The sequence below is a fragment of the Halpernia sp. genome (genome assembly GCF_048269545.1).
GTDB lineage: Bacteria > Bacteroidota > Bacteroidia > Flavobacteriales > Weeksellaceae > Halpernia.
Genome location: NZ_JBLXIJ010000001.1, coordinates 94,652 through 114,967, shown reverse-complemented (window position 1 = coordinate 114,967; position 20,316 = coordinate 94,652). Strand labels below are relative to the sequence as shown.

The 20,316-nt window shown below is 31.0% G+C and carries 13 protein-coding genes; 11 read left to right on the top strand and 2 right to left on the bottom strand.

What is annotated here, in order from left to right:
• Nucleotides 1-16: 16 nt before the first annotated feature.
• Both rfbB and ACN0WB_RS00450 read right to left on the bottom strand, forming a co-directional pair.
• Complete coding sequence (gene rfbB, locus ACN0WB_RS00455) at nt 17-1,102, bottom strand: dTDP-glucose 4,6-dehydratase (RefSeq protein ID WP_417427741.1); 1,086 nt, start codon at nt 1,100-1,102, stop codon at nt 17-19.
• A 44-nt stretch (nt 1,103-1,146) separates the two neighbouring features.
• The gene (locus ACN0WB_RS00450) at nt 1,147-2,457 is read right to left on the bottom strand and encodes a UDP-glucose dehydrogenase family protein (RefSeq protein ID WP_417427740.1); all 1,311 of its coding nucleotides are present in this window, start codon (nt 2,455-2,457) and stop codon (nt 1,147-1,149) included.
• A gap of 181 nt (nt 2,458-2,638) precedes the next feature.
• On the opposite strand from ACN0WB_RS00450, the gene rimP reads away from it, so the two are divergent.
• The 11 genes from rimP (at nt 2,639) to ACN0WB_RS00395 (ending at nt 20,271) form a co-directional block, all read left to right on the top strand.
• Nucleotides 2,639-3,106: a ribosome assembly cofactor RimP gene (gene rimP, locus ACN0WB_RS00445; protein ID WP_417427738.1), complete on the top strand. Its 468-nt coding sequence runs from the start codon at nt 2,639-2,641 to the stop codon at nt 3,104-3,106.
• Nucleotides 3,107-3,126: 20 nt separating this feature from the next.
• On the top strand, nt 3,127-4,362 hold the full coding sequence (nusA, locus tag ACN0WB_RS00440; RefSeq protein ID WP_417427736.1) for a transcription termination factor NusA: 1,236 nt from the start codon (nt 3,127-3,129) through the stop codon (nt 4,360-4,362).
• A gap of 82 nt (nt 4,363-4,444) precedes the next feature.
• Entirely contained in the window at nt 4,445-7,264 is a 2,820-nt protein-coding gene (gene infB, locus ACN0WB_RS00435) for a translation initiation factor IF-2 (protein ID WP_417427734.1), read from the top strand.
• Nucleotides 7,265-7,454: 190 nt separating this feature from the next.
• Nucleotides 7,455-10,310 (top strand): SusC/RagA family TonB-linked outer membrane protein, encoded by a 2,856-nt coding sequence (locus tag ACN0WB_RS00430; RefSeq protein WP_417427732.1) that lies wholly within the window; start codon nt 7,455-7,457, stop codon nt 10,308-10,310.
• A 9-nt stretch (nt 10,311-10,319) separates the two neighbouring features.
• Nucleotides 10,320-11,897: a RagB/SusD family nutrient uptake outer membrane protein gene (locus ACN0WB_RS00425; protein ID WP_417427730.1), complete on the top strand. Its 1,578-nt coding sequence runs from the start codon at nt 10,320-10,322 to the stop codon at nt 11,895-11,897.
• A gap of 53 nt (nt 11,898-11,950) precedes the next feature.
• Nucleotides 11,951-12,715, top strand: coding sequence for a hypothetical protein (locus ACN0WB_RS00420; RefSeq protein WP_417427728.1), 765 nt, complete (start codon nt 11,951-11,953; stop codon nt 12,713-12,715).
• A 130-nt stretch (nt 12,716-12,845) separates the two neighbouring features.
• A complete protein-coding gene (locus ACN0WB_RS00415; protein ID WP_417427726.1) occupies nt 12,846-14,774 on the top strand; it encodes a putative porin in 1,929 nt (642 codons plus the stop codon).
• Nucleotides 14,775-14,855: 81 nt separating this feature from the next.
• Nucleotides 14,856-16,442, top strand: a complete 1,587-nt coding sequence (gene bshC / locus ACN0WB_RS00410; protein ID WP_417427724.1) for a bacillithiol biosynthesis cysteine-adding enzyme BshC — start codon at nt 14,856-14,858, stop codon at nt 16,440-16,442.
• Nucleotides 16,443-16,481: 39 nt separating this feature from the next.
• The gene (locus ACN0WB_RS00405) at nt 16,482-18,392 is read left to right on the top strand and encodes a LysM peptidoglycan-binding domain-containing protein (protein WP_417427722.1); all 1,911 of its coding nucleotides are present in this window, start codon (nt 16,482-16,484) and stop codon (nt 18,390-18,392) included.
• Nucleotides 18,393-18,428: 36 nt separating this feature from the next.
• The gene (gene fabD, locus ACN0WB_RS00400) at nt 18,429-19,304 is read left to right on the top strand and encodes an ACP S-malonyltransferase (RefSeq protein WP_417427720.1); all 876 of its coding nucleotides are present in this window, start codon (nt 18,429-18,431) and stop codon (nt 19,302-19,304) included.
• A 49-nt stretch (nt 19,305-19,353) separates the two neighbouring features.
• Entirely contained in the window at nt 19,354-20,271 is a 918-nt protein-coding gene (locus ACN0WB_RS00395; RefSeq protein WP_417427718.1) for a GYDIA family GHMP kinase, read from the top strand.
• Nucleotides 20,272-20,316: the final 45 nt, after the last annotated feature.

The window sequence follows — 20,316 nt, the reverse complement described above, 5'->3', positions numbered from 1 at the left end:
CCAAACCCTCAAACCCTCAATTACTCAAATATTGATCACTATAATACTTTTGATAATTTCCTGAACTTACGTTTTCAAGCCAATCTTGATTTTCTAAAAACCAATCAATCGTTTTTCCTAAACCTTGTTCAAAAGTAACTGAAGGTTTCCAACCCAATTCTTTGTTAAGTTTTGTAGCGTCAATCGCATAACGTAAATCGTGTCCCGGTCGGTCTTTTACATAAGTTATTAATTTTTCTGAATGACCTTTTGGATTTCCCAATTTCTCGTCCATTTGTTTGATGAGTTCTTTCACCAAATCAATATTCTTCCATTCATTAAATCCACCGATATTGTAAGTTTCGCCGATTTTTGCTTCATTAAAAATCTGATGAATTGCTTTTGCATGATCAATTACAAAAAGCCAATCTCTGGTATATTTTCCGTCACCGTAAATTGGAAGTGGTTTTCCATTAATAATATTTAAAATACAAAGCGGAATTAATTTTTCTGGAAAATGATTTGGGCCATAATTATTAGAACAATTTGAAATAATAAATGGCATTCCATACGTATTTCCATAAGCGCGAACTAAGTGATCGGACGCGGCTTTACTTGCAGAATAAGGTGATTTTGGATCGTAAGAAGTTTCTTCCGTGAAAAATCCTGTGTCTCCTAAACTTCCATAAACTTCATCTGTAGAAACGTGGTAAAATAAGAAATCTCTTTTTTCATCTGGAAAGTTTCCGTGTTGATGGTCTGGATTTAAAGTCCAGAATTCTCTTGCTAAATTTAAAAGATTTGCCGTTCCATTTACGTTTGTATTAATGAAAGCGTTTGGATCTGTAATACTTCTATCAACATGAGATTCTGCCGCCAAATGAACAATCGCGTCTGGTTTGTATTTTTCAAAAATCGGACGCAATTCTTCGGGTTTTGTAATATCTGCTTTCTCGAAAACATAGTTTGGTTCGTTTTCAATATCGGTTAGATTTTCTAAATTCCCTGCATAAGTTAAAGCATCAAGATTAATGATTTTTTTATCAGGATTATTTTTCACAAATTCCCTTACAACGTGAGACCCGATAAATCCTGCACCGCCTGTTATTATTATTGTTTTCATATTAGTTTTTAACCTTTAAATATGTTTTTTTTGATTGTTGGTTTTTATCCGATTGTTCTTCTTCCAATACTTTTATAAAAGAAACCATTTTGCTCGGGTAACTCTAAAGGAAACATATTTCTGCCATCAAAAATCGCTTTATTTTTTAATTTTTCAGCCATTAATTTGAAATTTGGGTTTTTAAATTCCGGCCATTCAGTTGCAATTAAAAGACAATCTGCATTTTCCAACGCAGAATACATGTCTGCGGCATAAGAAATTTTATCTTTTAATAAGTTTCTTACATTTTTTTCTGCAATCGCATCGTAAGCAACAATTTCTGCACCTTTTTCAAGTAATAATTTGATATTATCCAAAGAAGATGCTTCTCTTATATCATCTGTATTTGCTTTAAAAGCCAAACCCCAAAGTGCGATTTTTTTACCTTTAAGTTTTCCGTCAAAATATTTTTCAATTTCTGAAACTAAAATCACTTTCTGCGATGTATTTACATTTTCAGTAGCTTCTAAAATTTCAAAATTAAAACCCTCTTGTTTGCCACTTTTTATTAAAGCTTTTACATCTTTCGGGAAACAGCTTCCTCCATAACCAATTCCAGGAAAAAGAAAACGATGCCCGATTCTATCATCACTTCCCATCCCCAATCTTACTTTATCTACATCTGCACCTACTTTTTCACAATAATTTGCAATTTCATTCATAAAAGTAATTTTCACTGCTAAAAAAGAATTTGAAGCATATTTTGTAAGTTCCGAAGATTTTTCATCCATGAAAATTATTGGAATTCCAGTATTTGTAAATGGTTGATAAACTTTAGACATATAAGATTTTGCTTTCTCAGAACTTGAGCCAATTATAACTCTGGACGGATTCATAGAGTCATCTACTGCAAAGCCTTCACGCAAAAATTCTGGATTAGAAACAACGTCAAATTCTACTGTAGTTTTAGCTGAAATAGTTTCTCGCACTTTGTCGGCAGTACCAACAGGAACAGTTGATTTATTTACAATCACTTTATAAGAAGTCATCATTTCACCAATGTCATTTGCTACTTTTAAAACGTAAGATAAATCTGCAGAACCATCTTCTCCCGGTGGGGTAGGAAGCGCAAGATAAATTACATCGCTTTTATCTAAAGACTCTTTTAAATCTGTAGTGAAAAATAAACGTTGCGCTTGGATATTTCGCAGAAACATTTCTTCAAGATTAGGTTCATAAATAGGAACTTGCCCTTGTTTCATTGATTCTACTTTATTTTCATCTATATCTACGCAAAAAACGGAGTTACCCAATTCTGCTAAAGTGGTCCCTGTAACTAAACCAACGTAGCCAGTTCCTACAATTGTTATATTCAAAAGATTATGTTTTTAATTTGGCAAAAATACAAAATTTAACAGATAAAGATATTAAACTTAAGTGAGCGTATTTGCATAACATTAAATTTTATTTTATCTTTGCAAAAGATTTACGGGATATAATGGGAAGGCTTCGGAAGAAAGCCTTTTTTCGTAGATGAACTTTCAGTATTGTTTTTAGATGAGTTTTAGAGAAAAAGTAACGGTTTTAGTTAATGATTTTTTAGCAGAAAGAGAAGATTTGTTTTTAATAGAAACAAAAATTTCTACTGCGCAAGACATTACTGTAATTTTAGACGGAGATAACGGAGTTACGTTGCAGGATTGTTTAGATGCAAGCCGCGCAATAGAATTTAATCTTGATAGAGAGGAAGAAGATTTCAGTCTTCAAGTGATGTCCGCTGGTTTAAGTGAACCGTTAGTTACACCGAGACAATTTAGAAAAAATATTGGAAGAGAGATTGAAGCTTGGTTAAATAATGGAGAAGAAATTGAAGGAGAACTTGCAGAAGTAAGTGAAACAGATATTACTTTAATATTAAAATACAGAAGACCAAAATTAATTGGCAAAGGCAAAGAAGATGTGGTAGAAGAAAGAAAAATTTCTTTAGAGGAGATAAAAAAAGCCTTAGTGAAAGTAAAATTTTAAAAATAAAAAGATTAAAATAGATGGATAATTTAGCGTTGATTGAATCCTTTGGAGATTTTAAAGACGAAAAAGGAATCAGTAAAATAGATTTAATGGCTATTATAGAAGATTCCTTAAAAACTTTGCTTAGAAAAAGATATGATTCTGATGATCATTTTGATGTGATTGTAAATCCAGATAAAGGAGATTTTCAGATTTTTCTTAATAAAATGATTGTGGAAGACGAAATGTCTGAAGATGATGATTTGGAAATCGAGATTTCTGAAGCTAAAAAAATTGATGATAGTTTTGAAGTTGGTGAAGAATATACCCAAGAAATTTTAGTAAATCAATTGGGAAGAAGAAGTGTTTTAACTTTAAAACAAATCTTAACAACTAAATTACAAGAATACAATAACGCTGCACTTTATGAAGAATTTCATGATAAAATCGGCGAGATTGTGACAGGTGAAGTTCACCACATTAGAAATAAACATGTCATTTTATTAGATGACGACGGCAATGAATTTATTTTACCAAAAGAAAATCAAATTCCTTCAGATTATTTTAAAAAAGGAGAAAGCATTCGCGCAATTGTAGAAAGTGTAGATTTTCACGGTTCAAAACCACAAATTATTCTTTCGAGAACGGCACCAAAGTTTTTAGAAAAATTATTAGAATTAGAAATTCCAGAAATACAAGACGGAACTATTATTTTGAAAAAAGTGGTAAGAATTCCTGGTGAAAAAGCAAAAATTGCAGTAGATGCTTATGACGACAGAATAGATCCAGTCGGAGCTTGTGTTGGAGTAAAAGGTTCAAGAATTCACGGTGTAGTTCGTGAGTTGAAAAATGAAAATATCGACGTTATCCAATGGTCTAAAAATCCAGAAATAATGGTAAAAAGAGCTTTGGGAAATGTGACAGTTAATAAAATTGAAATCAACGAAGAAAATAAATACGCTTTAGTTTATACTCCTGTAGAAGAAATTTCTAGAGTAATTGGTAAACAAGGACAAAATATCAGATTAGCAACTTGGTTAAGTGGTTATGAAATCGATGTTTACAGAGAAAAACGGGAAGATGATGATGTAGATTTAAATGAATTCAGAGATGAGATAGAAGATTGGGTGATTGATGAATTTAAAAAAGCAGGACTTCTTACCGCTCGTAGTATTTTAGATAAAGATACAGATGTATTATCCAAATTAGTAGATTTGGAAGAAGAAACTATTGATGATGTGAAACAGATATTAAAAGCGGAATTGGATATTTAAATTTCAATTTTATTATCAATATTAATTTAAATAAAAAAACAAGTTTTGTGCAAATGTTGCACATTGAAGCAAACAAATTTATATGCCAAAAATAAGATTAAATAAAGCAGTAAAGGAACTTAACATTTCTATCCCAAGAGCAGTAGAATTTCTACAAAGCCAAGGAATAGAGCTGGAAAGTAATCCAAATACTGTATTAGAAGAAAAGGCATTTTCTGCATTAGAAGCTGAATTCCGTAAAGACGGTGAACAGAAAAAGGCTTCTCATGAGGTGGTTATTGCGAAAGTTCCAGAAGAGAAATTGGAGATTGAAGTGCAAAGAACACCTGAGGTCATAAGAGCCAAAACCAATCTAAGACCTGAAACAAAGATTTTAGGCAAAATAGATTTGAATTCTACTAAACCTGTGCGTGAAGAGCAAAAAGTTCAGCCGGAAAAAGTGGAAGAGAAAAAACAGGAAGTTGTAAAAGAAGAACCTGCTAAAGTAGAAGACGTTGCAGAAAAAAATTCAGAGAAGCAAGAGTTTAAAGTTTTAGATAAAATAGATTTATCACAGATTGAAGGAACTCGACCTAGAAATACCAAAAAGGAACATCATAAAACTTCTAAATCACAAGCAGAAGAAAAAGTTAATCCAGAACCGGTAAAAGTTCTTACTCCCGAAACCAAACCTGTGGCAGTAGAACCAACAAATGAAGAAGAACCAGAATCTCAAGTAATTGAGACGGTGTATAAAAAATTAGACGGTGTAAAAATTCTTAAACAAACAGTTGATTTATCCCAATTTAATAAACCAAAAACTGCAGGCGGACAAAAGAAAAAAAGAAAAAGAATTGAAAAACCAGCTACTCCAGGAACTACAATTCCAGGAACAACAGGAGGGAATCGCCCACCGCAACAAAACAGACCAGCTGGTGCAGCAAATAATAACAGAGGAACCGGTCAAAGACCTGGAAATTCTAGAAGAGGTTCTAGCCCATCAATGCCGGTTGAACTTACGGAAGAGCAAGTTAAAAATCAAATTAAAGAAACTTTAGAAAAATTAACTAATAAAAAAGGTAAATCTAAAGGATCTAAATATAGAAAGGAAAAAAGAGTTTATCGAAGAGAACAAGATGATCTACAACACGAATTAGACGCAAAAGACAGAACTTTAAAAGTAACGGAATTTATTTCTGTAGGAGAACTGGCAAGTTTAATGGAAGTAAGTCCGATGGAAGTTATTTCTGCGTGTTTCTCTTTAGGAGTAATGGTTACAATGAATCAGCGTTTAGAAGCAGATACACTTTTATTAGTTGCAGACGAATTTGGATTTAAAATAGAATTTTCTGATGCAGATTTGGAAGAATCTATCACGGAAATAGAAATAGATGCGCCGGAAGATTTACAAAGTCGAGCACCAATCGTTACTGTAATGGGACACGTTGATCACGGTAAAACATCTTTATTAGATTATATTCGTAAAACAAATGTAATAGCCGGTGAATCTGGAGGAATTACGCAGCATATTGGAGCTTATAATGTTCAATTAGAAACGGGACAAAGAATTACATTTTTAGATACACCTGGTCACGAAGCTTTTACAGCGATGAGAGCTCGTGGTGCGCAAGTTACTGATATTGCAATTATTGTAATTGCCGCAGATGATGATGTTATGCCACAAACTAAAGAAGCAATTGCACACGCACAAGCAGCTGGAGTTCCTATGATTATTGCTTTAAATAAAATTGATAGACCAGGAGCAAATCCAGATAAAGTTAGAGAGCAACTTTCAGCAATGAATGTTTTAGTAGAAGAATGGGGTGGAAATGTTCAGTCTCAAGAAGTTTCTGCAAAAGTAGGAACCAATATGGATTTACTTTTAGAAAAAGTTTTACTACAAGCAGAAATTCTAGAATTAAAAGCAAATCCAGAGAAGTTAGCGCAAGGTGTTGTTATTGAAGCGGCATTAGATAAAGGTCGAGGTTATATTGCAACGATGCTTGTACAAGCTGGAACTTTAAATGTTGGAGATTATGTTTTAGCTGGAACCAATCATGGTAAAGTGAAAGCAATGTTAGATGAAAGAGGGAATGCTATGAAATCTGCAGGTCCTTCAATTCCTGTTACAATTTTAGGTTTAGACGGCGCGCCAACTGCGGGAGATAAATTCCGGGTTTTTGAAGACGAAAAAGAAGCGAAAACAATTGCTAATAAAAGAGATCAGTTGCAAAGAGAGCAATCTATTAGAACTAAAAAGCACTTAACTTTAGATGAAATCGGTCGTAGAATTGCTTTAGGCGAGTTTAAAGAATTAAACATTATCTTAAAAGGTGATGTGGATGGTTCTGTAGAAGCACTTTCAGATATGTTAGAAAGATTATCTACGGAAGAAATTCAAGTTAATATTTTGCATAAAGCTGTAGGACAAATTACAGAAAGTGATGTTCTTTTAGCTGCTGCTTCAGACGCAATTGTAATTGGCTTTAATGTAAGAGCTGGTGCAAATACAAAAGAATTAGCAGATAGAGAAGAAATAGAAATCCGAACTTACTCTGTAATTTATGATGCAATAGATGAGGTTAAAGAAGCGATGGAAGGAATGCTTTCTCCTGAAATAAAAGAACAAGTAATTGGTAATGTTGAAATTAGAGAAACCTTTAAAATCACGAAAGTTGGAACTATTGCAGGTTGTATGGTATTAACTGGAAAAGTTAACAGAAGCTCAAGTGTGAGATTATTAAGAGACGGTATTGTGAAGTTCGATGGCAAACTAGAAAGTTTAAAACGCTTTAAAGATGATGTAAAAGAAGTAACCAAAGGTTATGAATGTGGACTTAATATTAAAGGATACAACGATATTGAAGTTGGAGATATCCTTGAAGTTTATGAAGAAATCTCTGTTAAGAAAACCTTAAAATAAATTATAAATAAATAATATTTAGAAAAAAAAATCCTACACTCTGTGTGGGATTTTTTTTGTTTTGATAATAAAATATCTATTTAAATATCTATTTCATTATGGTTTTTAAGATTTAAAAAAAATAATATAAAATTTGTGTATGTTAAAATTATTTAACATCTTTGCTTTTTAATATTAAAATAATCTTAATATGAATTTAAAATTACGTGTAGTAAGTATGGCAGCGGTGTTCTTTACAGGATCATTGGTTGTGGCGCAAAAGTCTAAAAAAGACACAATTACCTCAGAAAAGAAAATTGAGGAGGTTGTGGTTTTGGGATATAGTAAAACTTCAACAAAAGCTAAGTCTACAACATCTTCAGTTACTGTTAGTTCCGAAGTGCTCGAGAATAGACCGAATGTATCTGTGCTTAATTCCATTCAAGGAACAGCGCCTGGGATTTCGGTTAATTCCTTTTCAGGTTCTCCAGGATCAGGTAAATTTGATGTTGTAATACGAGGATTAAGCAGTTTAAATGGATCAACAGATCCTCTGTATGTTGTAGATGGATTAATTACGTCCTCTTCACAATTTCGAAATATAAATACTTTTGATATTGATACCTTTAGTATTTTGAAGGATGCTCAAGCAACAGCGATTTACGGAAATAGAGGAGCGAATGGAGTAGTTGTTATTACAACTAAAAATGGAAGATATAATTCAGCTTTAAAAGTTTCTTATAATGCTTTAACTTCTTTTTCTGAATATCCAAAAACAAAATATAATTTAGCAAACGGTACACAACTTTTGACCATTCAAAAACTATATGGTGCAGGTTATGGTTCTACTTTGTCACAAAGTCAAATTGACAGCAATCTGATTAATACAGATTGGAATAATGAATTTCTCCAAACAGGAGTATCTAAACAACACAATTTAAGTATTAGTGCAGGTGGAGAAAATGTAAATAATTTTACATCACTAGGATATTTAGAAAGTGACGGAATCGTAAAAGCAACAGACTTCAAGAGATTTACTTTAAGAAATAATCTAAATGCGAAATCAAAAGATGGAAGATTCCTTATTTCTGCCTTGGTAGGAATTGGATATTCTAAAAGACATCAATTAGATGATGAAACTAATGGCGGGATTAACGCAAATGTGATTCAGAATCCATTATTTGGTACAGTTCTATCACCTGGATATTTGGCACCTGGTAATTATGCAAATGGTCAAGAATTATTTAATGCAATTGGTGCTAATACAACAGATTTCAGACCTTTAATTTTAAAAGATATTATCAATGGTGGGGTGAAAAACTTATTTACTGAAACAAGCATTTCAGCTAATGTCAATGGTTCTTACAAAATAACTGATGATTTCACAATAGGTAACAGAACTGGAATCGACTTTCACCAATATCAAAGAACTTTTGCTAGATCTGCAAATGGCTACTTATCTCTGGTTGTTGCAAATAGTCAAGGAGCACAATATGGTGGTTTTGAAACTTTTGATAAAACAGATGATGCTACAATAAATTCTGTAACTAATGTAAAATATGACAAGGTAATTGGTAATCATACTTTTTCCGCTGCAGTATATTTAGACTATTTAAAGGTAAATTGGGAACGTAATATTCAAACTCAAAATGGTTTAAATCCATTAAATTGGGCGTTTGGTGCAGGTACGGGATATGTGCCATTTAATGCAGCAACTCCAAATATATATAGACCATCGGTTTCTGCAGGAAAAGTAATTGCTGGTACTTTGGCGTTTTTTGGCACACTTGATTACGATTATAAAGATAAATATGGTTTTAGCGCCGTTGGAAGAAGAGATGGTTCTTACAGATTGTCTCCAGCCAATAAGTGGGAAAACTTTTGGTCTTTTGCTGGAAGATGGAATATTAATAAAGAAGATTTCATGAGCGGCTCAAAATTTAATTTATTAAAACTTCGCGCATCCTTAGGAACAACTGGTAATCAAAATTTAGGACAACCAGGAAATAATACAAATCCATTAGTGCTTAATCCACTAATTTATTTAGATCAGTATAATAGTACTTCAGGTTATCAAAATTTACCAGGATTCGCCTTAACTAATGTAGGAAATAATTCACTGAAATGGGAAAAGGTTAGACAATATAATATAGGTTTAGACTTTAATTATGATGGTAAACTAGAAGGAACTTTTGATTATTACAGAAAATTAACCACAGATCTTTTTAATGGTATTGCAATATCTGGTATTACTGGGCAATATAATATAACAGGTAATAATGGAAGGTTAGAAAATAAAGGTGTTGAAGCATCTTTAAAATATAATATGGTTAGAAACGAAAATCTAAGAATTTCGTTATTTGCTAATGCTGCTTATAATAAAAACACAATTTTAGATTTAGACACTCAAGATTTAACTAATGATGTTGTAGATGCAGTTGGAGGACCAATCAATCAGTTTCAACTTTATAACTATTTGGGGGTTAATGCAGCAAATGGAAATCAATTATTTCGAGATATTAATGGTAATGTAACTGAAAACCCAGTAGCATCAGATAGAGTTTTAACTGGTAAATCGCCAAGACCAAAATATACAGGTGGATTTGGAGCAAATGCTGATTACAAAGGATTTTATTTAAATGTTTTGTTCTCATGGCAACAAGGTGGTTATATCTGGGATAACTTATACTCTTGGTTAATGGATCCTTCTTATGCCGCAGCTAATTTAAATGTTTCAGCGGATTTATTAAATGCGTGGACACCAACTAATTCAAATTCGAATATTCCATCCGTTTCCGCTACAAATGCAGGGAAAGAAGGATCTTCAGACAGATTTCTATTTAAATCAGATTTTATAAAATTGAAGAATATAGAGGTTGGATATAGCTTACCAAAATCCATTTTAAAAAATATGCCTATTAAGGCTTTAAGAATTTTTGTTCAAGGTGAAAATTTATACACATGGTCTCACTGGAAAGGTTTTGATGCTGAACCAGTTACTACATACTCATTAAATGTGTATCCAAATACAAAAGTAATTTCATTAGGAGTAAATGTAGATTTTTAAAAAAAAAATATGAAAAAAATAATTAATATAGCTATAGTTTTAGCTGCTATGTCACAAATTACAATGTTGAATAGTTGTAATGACGCAATAAATATAGATCAACCTGGTCAAATTGACGATAAAGCTATTTTTACAGATGTATCCAATTTAAATTCATTTTTGGTAGGGTCTGTTTATGCGAGTCTAGATTTAAGTAACGAAATCCTATTTTCCTCCGTTTTTACTGATGAAGTAAAACCTGGTGATGGGAGTGGTGGACAAAATTTTGATTCCCATCGTTTATTTCTTGACCCATCTAATGGTTTTGCTTCCGCTATTTGGATAAGTAAATACAATGTTATTAATAATGTAAATCGTTTATTAGAAGGTGCAAAGCTTATTACACCACAACCATCGCAAGTTGCTCAGTATAATAATATTTTGGCACAAGCGAGAGCGGTTAGAGCTTTTGCCTATTTAGATTTAGAAACCTATTATTCACCGAATATGGAAGATCCCAATGCATTAGGTGTAATAATTGTAGATGGTATTCCTGAAACAGATGTGAAACTTCCAAGAAGTACAAATGCACAAGTTTATGATGTTATTAATGCGGATTTAGACTATGCAAGAGGTATTTTAACTTATGACAATTCTACCTCTGCACGCTATTATGTGGGGAAAGGTTTTGTGAATGCTGTTTCTGCGAGATTTAATTTATATAGAGGTAATTTGCCTTTGGCAAAAACTTATGCCCTAGATGTCGTTGCAAACTCAGGTTTATCGCTTACGAATGCAACACCTATATCAAATGCACCTTCAGGTCCATTTTCGTTTCCAACACCTTCTGCTACATGGAATTCTCAATTCTATGCAGTTGCATCATCTTTCAATCCATACCGAAATCTGTGGAATGATTCTGCAAGAGGTGAAATTATATTTTCATTAAATAGACTTGCAACAGGAAATGGAGCAAGTATTGGTACAATTTATAATACTAATACTTCAAATACCTCTGGAGCACCACTATGGTTTATGGGTAGAAATTTATTTAATGCAATAAATGTAAATGGAGATATTAGACGATATGCATTTGTAGATCCATCTTCAATTATTAGTCCAACTTATGCAACGGATCCAGCTCCTATAAATTCTGATAAATTAATCATTGATAAGTATCCGGGTATAACAAGTGCAGCAACTCGAAATGATTTGAAAGTATTTAGATTATCTGAAATGAAATTTATTTTAGCTGAGTGTGAAGTTCCAACTAGTCTAACTAATGCAGCAAATTACATTAAGGAAGTTAGAGTTGCAAGAGATTATGTAGGTGGTGCATTATTAACACCAGTTTATGCAACTCCTACGCAAGCTTACGCTGATATTTTAAAAGAAAGACGTAAAGAATTAGCGTTTGAAGGACATCGATACATTGATTTAAAAAGATTAGCTGTAAAAGCGGGAGTGACAATGGATAGAAACTCTACTGATGATGTTTCAACAATACCAGTTGTAAATTTAGCAAATGGAAGTTATAAGTATACGCTACCTATTCCACTTTCTGAAATTGCTGGTAACCCAACAATTCAGCAAAATCCTGGATATTAATTTTAAAAAATAATAAAATGAAAAAAATATTTTCAATACTCGCAATTCTCTTATTGACTTTATCCATAAATTCATGTACAGATAATGACGCACTGGCTTACGATGGAGATTCATTATTGCTTTTCAGCGCTCCTCAAAGTTCAGCAGATGTTTTTGTTTTTTCAGGAACAGGATCTACTGATTATAAAATCCCATTTGGTGTTGCCAAGCAAGTAGAAACTGACAGTGATGTGACATTAGTTGTAGATGCTGCAAATTCTACAGCTAAGGAAGGAGTAGATTTTACTATTCCTAATAAAACTGTGACACTAAAAGCTGGAACTGCAACTGGTGTTTTTCCAATTAAATTTTTAGAAGGAGGTGCTACGCAAAGTGGAAAAACTGTTGCGTTTAAACTAACTTCAAACAGTTTAAAAAATGCTGGTTTTAATCAAAACTTTGCAATTAATGTTTCTCTTACTTGTCCAGTTGCTACATTTTTAGGTGACTTTACAAATACAGAATCATTCTTCTTTAATCCTGGTTCTGTGGTTTCTATTGTGGCAGCTCCAAATGCTCAAAATCAGTTAATAGTAAAAGATTATTTTCCTAATGATCTTGTATTAAATTATGATCCAAATACATTTGTAGTGACGATTCCAACTCAAAGTTGTGGTTTTTCTTATGCTGCTTACGGTAATGTGTCTGTAAGAAAACCATCTGATGCAACTTTAGTATCAAGTTTTAATCCTTGTACACGAGTACTTACTTTGTATATGAACTACTTTGTAAGCGCTGGATCTTTCGGAGATGGTCAAGACATTTTTGAAGGAATTTAACCAAGACTTTAAATTAATTTTTAATAAAAATCCGTCCCGAATTTATTCGAGACGGATTTTTTTAGTATTTAAAATTTTGATATTTTTTATTCCCTTTCAATTCTTTACATTTGTAGCACAATTTTTTTGAATGAAATATCTTTTTCTAAGTTTATTTTTTTGTTTTTCTTTAAAAGCACAGATTATAAATAAAACTGATTCTAATCAAGTAAAGTCTTCGGATACTTTAGTAGTAGATTCTGGCGTAAAAGATTCTTTGAAAATATTTAAACCCACTATTTACGATTATCAATTCCAAACACAATTTTCTGAAAAGAAAATTTTTGATACCGTTCTTTCACCTAACAAAACTTTTATTTTTTCTCAATACAACAATCAAGATAATTTTGGAAAAATTCAATTTTCTAATGTTGGAGAAGGTTTTCAAAATTTGGTTTATAGCGTAAATCCAGAAAAAAACTTATCACTTTTACCTGAAAATAAATCTTTTAATATTTTACCCATAGAAGATGTGAAATATTATGATGTGAAAACGCCTACAGCTGCATTTATTTATCATAATGCGGTGAATAATGGCGCTGTTTTAAATTCTACTTACACCCAAAATATCGGTTCGCGTTTTAATTTTGCTATAGAATATTTTGGATTGCGTTCCTTGGGAAATTATCAAAATAATTTAGCAAGTAGCAATAACACATTATTTTCCGGTCATTATCTTTCCAAAAACAAACGCTATCAATTTTTCGCACATTATCTTCATCAAAATGTTTACAACGAAGAAAATGGTGGAATTACAGATGTAAATTTATTTTTACAAGGAGATAGTAGATTTAATAATCGACAAAATTTCCAAACCAATCTTACAAATACAAATTCTCGTTTTGCTTATAGAAGATATTATTTTAGTCAAGAATTTGCACCATTTAATGTAGATAAATATCCATTTAAAATTCGCCACACAATTTATAATCAAAGAAATAAATATTATTTAGATGGTAAGTTGGAACCTTACTATTATTCTTCGGTAAATGAATTAATTCCAAATTTTCCCGTCACAACTAAAAAATATTCTAATAATTTCAGCAATACTTTAAGCTTGGTTTTTGATAAAGAAAAATTTAAATTTGATGCAGGAGTTCGATATCAAATTATAAAAACGGGTGCAACTCCAGGTGTTATTTCAAACTTGTACACCATTCCTACTGAAATTTCAGAAAATAGAATTGGTGCAGTTGGAAATCTGCAAATAAAATTATTAAATAAAATCAATCTGAAATCTTTCTTTGAATTTTCTCAAGGAAGTGCTTTCGGTACTTATTTACGTTCCGAAAACTTACTTAATTTTGAACCAATTAAAGGTTATAATGTAGATGCTAAAATAAACTTTCAATCCGCTTCTCCTTCTTTTAATTTGCTGGAAAATACTTCTCCCTATCGAAAGTTTAATTATTATTTACAAGATGTAAAAAATGAAAATGTAACCGAAATTGGAGGAAAAATTAATTTGAAATGGTTTAAAACCGAACTTTTCGCAAATTATTTCCGAATTGATAATTATACTTATTTAGATGAATTTGCACAGCCACAACAAAGTGCTTCTTCATTAAATATTTCTCAAATTGGCGGCGAAGCAACTTTAGATTATTACAAATTTCATCTCAACGGGAAAGTTTTATTTCAAAGTGCTTTAACAAATAGTGCACTTTTACCAATGCCGAATTTTATCGGAAGAATAAATTTTTATTATCAAACAAAAGCCTTTAAAGATGCTGCTGAAATTCAAACCGGTTTAAAAGTTTATTACTTTTCAAAATTTGCATCAAGAGAATATTTTCCTTTGCTTAATGAATTTATTTTACCAAATGCAAATTCTTATTCCATCGGCGGACAACCAATTGCAGACGCTTACTTTAATTTAAAAGTTAAAAGATTAATCCTCTTTTTAGAAGCCGAACATTTTACAACTACATTTTCTCAAAATAAATCTTTTACCGCACCAAATTATCCACTTTACGATTTCCGTGTAAATATTGGCATTGTGTGGTATTTGTTTAATTAATTTTCGCACGAATTTTGTTTTTCATTTTGTAAATTTGAAAATTATCGCTTCTCATTTTTATTTCGTTAAAATTATTTTATTTTGAAAAGAAAATTAAGTTTATCTTTTACTGAAATCACTTCAATTCCGCAGCTCATCAAAGATTTCTTGAATGAGAAATTTCCGAAATTTAAAGAAGATGTTTTTAGTTTAGAGAATTTTAAAATAAAAATTGAAAATAAAGCTAAAAATTTTTCTGCCGAGAATAGAAAAAATCTTTGTACTGTATTAGAAAATCAGTTAGGTAATTTGAATTTGACTGATTTACAAAAGACAAATCTCACTCTTTTAAAAGAAGAAAATACGTTCACAGTAACCACAGGTCATCAACTTAATCTTTTTTCCGGTCCTGTTTTTTTTGTTTACAAAATTTTACAAACCATTAAAACTGCGGCGTTTTTAAAACAAAATTTCACTAAAAATAATTTTGTTCCTGTATTTTGGATGGCGACAGAAGACCATGATTTTGAAGAAATTAATCACTTTAAAACCAAACATAATTATTTTGAAATTAAAGGAAAATCCGGCGGCGTTGTAGGAAAAATAGAAATTGAAGATTTGGCTTTTATTTCAGCTTTTGAAGAAGAATTTAAAGATGATATTTTTGGAACTGAATTGATTTTACTTTTAAAGAAAGCTTATAAAAAGGGAGAAACTTTAACTACTGCAACAAGATATTTTGTTAATCAATTGTTTTCAAAATATGGTTTAATTATGATTGATGGCGATGATCATTTGCTTAAATCTGAAATGAAATCTATATTTTCAGCAGAACTTTTAGAACAAACTTTATATAATTCCACTAAAAATACAGTTCAAAAATTAACTGATTTGTATGGAAAAGTTCAAGTGAATCCACGAGAAATCAATCTTTTTTATCTCACAGAAACACGAAATCGAATTGAATTTGATGGTGAGAATTTTAATATTGTAGATACAGATTTAAAATTCACGAAAGAAGAGATTTTATCAGAACTAGAAAATTATCCAGAAAAATTTAGTCCAAATGCGGTTTTGCGTCCGGTTTATCAAGAATATATTTTACCAAATATTGCTTATATTGGTGGAAATGCAGAAGTGATGTATTGGTTAGAACTAAAGGAATTATTTAAAAAAATAGATTTGGCTTTTCCAATTCTTATTCCAAGAAATTCCATGCTTTGGCTTCCAGAAAAAGTCTTTTCAAAATTGGAAAAATTAGACTTAGATATCACAGATTATTTTAATAATTTTGATTTGTTAGTGCAAGAAAAACTGCTAAATAAGAATGAAATTTTAGATGAAATTAAAAATTCAGAAGAAACATTAAAGAAACAATTTCAAACTTTGAAAGAAGAAGCAGAAAAAACCGATGTCACTTTTTATAATTTAGTGGAAGCCGAAGAAACACGCCAATTAAAATCTTTTAACAAAATGAAAAAGAGATTATTACGAGCTGAAAAAATAAAAAATTCGGAGCTTTTAAATCGGATGGAAAATTTATTTTTAGATATTCATCCCGGAAAAACTTGGCAAGAAAGAGTATTTAATTTTAGCGTGTTTTATAGTGAGTTAGGAAAAGAATTTATTGAGAAATCTTATGCTGAAATGAATGTGGAAAATTCAGAATTAATTATTCTGCAGGTTTAATTTTAAAGACTTATTTTTGTAAAATATTAAGACTATTCAATGATTAAGAAAATCCTCTTTTTATCTGGACTTTTTTTAGGTTTCAGTGCTTTTGCACAAAGAACTCACGTGGTTGTAAAAGGAGATAATCCTTATAATATTTCTAAGAAATACGGCATTTCTTTAGACCAACTTTATAAACTTAATCCACAAGCGAAAGGAACTCTTGCTTTGGGAGAGGTTTTAAAAATCGATAATTCTACCAACAAAAACATAGAAAAAGAAAAAGTTTCTTCCAGTAAAACTTTGGGTAAAATTGTTCTGCAACCAAAGCAAACTATTTACGGAATTACGAAGCAATATCACATTACAGAAGCAGAATTGCGCGCGCTAAATCCAGATTTAGATAATCATATGAAAATTGGTGATGAAGTGATTATTCCTTCTAATTTGATTTCAAAATTTGGTGGAAACCAACCGATTGCTAAAACTGAAACTCCAGAAAACGTTGTAACAACACCTTTATTTAATTCCAAAGATGTTTATACAATAGAAAGTAAGGACAATTATTACAAGATTTCCAAAAAATTTAATCTTACTCAAAAAGAATTATTTGCTTTAAACCCAGGTTTAGAACAAAAAGGTTTGCAACCCGGAGAACAAATTATTATAAAGGGAATTGAAAAAGATTCTCCAAAAACGGACACAAATAAAGAAATAAAAACAGTAAAAGTTGATGAAGAAAAAGCTACGAATAACGTTCAGATTTCCTCTTCAAATCCTTCAAATACAGATGATTATGTAACTTATACGGTTCAAAGTCACGATACGGTTTTTGGTATTTTAAATAAATTTGGAATTTCTTTAGATCAATTAATATCTTTAAATCCATCTCTATCAGAAGGTTTAAAAGCAGGGATGGTTTTAAAAATTAAAAAATTACAACGAGGTTATGAAAAGAAATCTGGTGATGCTTTAAATGTAGTTTTAATGTTGCCTTTTGGTTTTGATACCAATGACACAAAATACAGAAATCTTTCTCTTGATTTTCTTACAGGTGCAAAATTAGCTATTGAAAGAAATGTGAAATCTGGACAAAAACTTGATATTAAAATAATTGATGCGGGAAACGAAAAATCTTTTAAAAATAGTTTAACGCAAATTAATCCAGATAATACGGATTTAATAATTGGTCCATTTTTTAAATCAAGTGTTTTAGAAGTTTTAAATTTTGTAAAAAAACAAAATATTCCGGTGGTTGCGCCTTTCGCAAATTCAGAAGATTTATATGATTACGGAAATTTAATTATTATTGAAACCAAGGATAATATTTACGCCGATAGAATCATAAAAGAAGTGAAAGATGTTTATTCTGATCAAAAAATTTATATCGTTTCAGATTCGGATAAAACGCAATCCAATTATATTAAAACTAATTTAGAGAAAAACTTAAAAACTTCTAACATTGTAATTGTAAATTCTTCTTCAGATATTGTTGCAGAAAAAAATATGATGACGGGACAATCTGCTCCTATTATCGCAATTTTAGCCAGTAATGACGAAAATGAAGGAGCAAAATTTGCCAGTAAAATGATAGAAATTTCCAAAGAAGTTTCTGGTAATAAAGCCTTTAGTATGTATTATAATGCCGCTTTTGAAAAAAACATTGATGAATTAAGCCAAGTGAATTTGGTTTATTTAATGGATAGAAAAATTGATACCGATGGAACTTTTGAAAAAGAAATTTTAGAAGATTATAAACAAAAATATTGTAAATCACCTTCCAAATATTCTGTAATTGGTTTTGATGTGATGAATGACATTTTAAGTAGAGAGAATAAAAAAGGCGAGATTTTTAAACAAATTGATAAAGTACAAACACAATTAGCTACAAAATTTGAGTTTGTAAGAACCAAACCAAATGGAGCTTATCAAAATACGGGTTATAGAGTCGTAAGATTGATACCTTAAAACCAAAAATTTTTATTAGAATATTTAAATAATTATATGAAAGCACTTGTATTTCCTGGGCAAGGTTCACAATATGTTGGAATGGGAAAAGATTTGTACGAAGCTCGTAAAGACATAAAAGATTTGATGGATTCAGCTAATGGTATTTTAGGATTTGATATTCTTTCCATTATGTTTGATGGTACATCTGAAGATTTGCAGAAAACACAAGTAACGCAACCTGCCATTTTTATTCATTCTGTGGCAGCTGTAAAAGCAACCTATACTTTAGGTGCAGGAATGGTTGCAGGTCATTCTTTAGGAGAATTTTCCGCTTTAGTTGCAAATGGAGTTTTATCTTTTGAAGACGGTTTAAAATTGGTTTCGGCGCGCGCAAAAGCAATGCAAGAAGCATGCGACGCAAATCCAAGTTCAATGGCGGCAATTTTAGGTTTGCCAGATGAAACTGTTGAAAAAATTTGTAATGAAATTGAGGGAATTGTAGTTCCTGCGAATTATAATTGTCCCGGTCAATTGGTAATATCTGGTGAAACTGAAGCAGTACAAAAAGCATGTGAAGCAATGAAAACTGCAGGCGCAAAACGAGCACTTTTATTGCCTGTAAATGGCGCTTTTCATTCACCTTTAATGGAACCCGCAAGAAAAAAATTAGCAGAAGCAATTGATAATACTCAATTTAGAAAAGGAACTTTGCCAGTTTATCAAAATATAACAACTACTGCAGTTACTGATGCGGAAGAAATAAAACAAAATCTGATCGCACAATTAACCGGTCCCGTAAAATGGACTCAAACGATTCAGAATATGATTAAAGATGGAGCACACAGATTTGTAGAAGTCGGTCCAGGAAAAACTTTACAAGGATTAATTAAAAAAATAGATCCTTCCGTAGAAACTTCTTCTGCAATTTAGAAAGAATTTTAGAGCCACTTTATGTGGCTTTTATTTTAAATCAATTTTCGTGATTTCACAGACTTATTTTTCACCCGGCAAATTATTAATTACTTCAGAATATTTTGTTTTGGACGGCGCTTTGGCTTTTGCCGTTCCTACATTTTTGGGGCAGAAAATGGAAGTAAGTGAAATTTCAGACTCAAAAAATTTAATTATTTGGAATGCTTTTCATGAAAATAAAGAGTGGCTAAATATTAAAATTGATTATAAAAACTGGCAAATTTTAGAAGGTAATATCCCAGATTCTGCGGTGTTTATTTTAAATGTTTTTAAAAATATTCGTGAATTAAATCCTGACAAATTTAGTACAGATAGTTCTTACTATTTTAAAACCAATTTACAGTTTCCTTCTAATTTTGGCTTAGGAAGCAGTTCTACTTTGATGAATAATTTAGCGAAATGGGCAGAAATTAATCCTTTTGTTTTAAATGAAAAAAGTCTTGGTGGAAGTGGTTATGACATTGCAATTGCTGCACAGAATCATGCTATTTTATTTCAAAATTCAGATGGTAAAAACAATGTTGAAACGATAAATTTTAATCCCCCATTTTTAGATGAGTTAGTTTTAATTCATCTCAATCAAAAACAAAATAGTCGCGAAGGAATTGAACTTTATAAATCAAAAGAAAGGTCTCAAAGTTTAATTAATTATTTTTCGGAACTTACAGAATATATTATAAAATCTTCAGACATAGAGGAATTTTCAACATTTATAGAAAAACACGAAATAGGAGTAAGTCATTTTTTAGGTTTAAAAACTGTGAAAAATTTACATTTTTCTGATTGTCCTGTTTTTATAAAAAGTCTTGGAGCATGGGGCGGAGATTTTGTGCTTAGTAGAAAATTTCCCAATTATAAAAATTATTTTGCAAATAAAAATTATTTCACAGTCTTTGATTGGAAGGAAATTGTAAAAACATTTTAAACTATTATTTTCTCAAAATGAGAAATATCAGTTAGTAAATTACAG